Below are 229 nucleotides of genomic sequence, written 5' to 3'. Positions count from 1 at the left end.
TGACAAAGTAACCTGGCGACCAAACAATGTTCTCTTTCCAGTAAACCTTACTTAGCCAACTGAACGTTTTTCGCATGTGGTGCGACGATTGGCTTTTTAGTTTACCCATGACGTCTGAAATACTGTATTTCGGTGGGATAAGCATCATCATATGCAGATGATCTTCATCAAAGCCTATCGTCTCGATCTCAACGCCAGGTAAACTTCGCAGTAACTTTGGCATAACCTT

1 protein-coding gene is annotated in these 229 nt (G+C 42.4%); it reads right to left on the bottom strand.

The window, feature by feature from the left end:
* Window positions 1–223, bottom strand: a 223-nt coding sequence (gene tnpA / locus AACW06_RS20705; protein WP_192076429.1) for an IS200/IS605 family transposase, incomplete at its 3' end; no start/stop codon positions are given.
* Window positions 224–229: the final 6 nt, after the last annotated feature.

The organism is Vibrio sp. S12_S33, from assembly GCF_963889785.1.
Classification (GTDB): Bacteria; Pseudomonadota; Gammaproteobacteria; order Enterobacterales; family Vibrionaceae; genus Vibrio; species Vibrio aestuarianus.
This window is presented reverse-complemented; position numbering and strand designations above follow the sequence as displayed.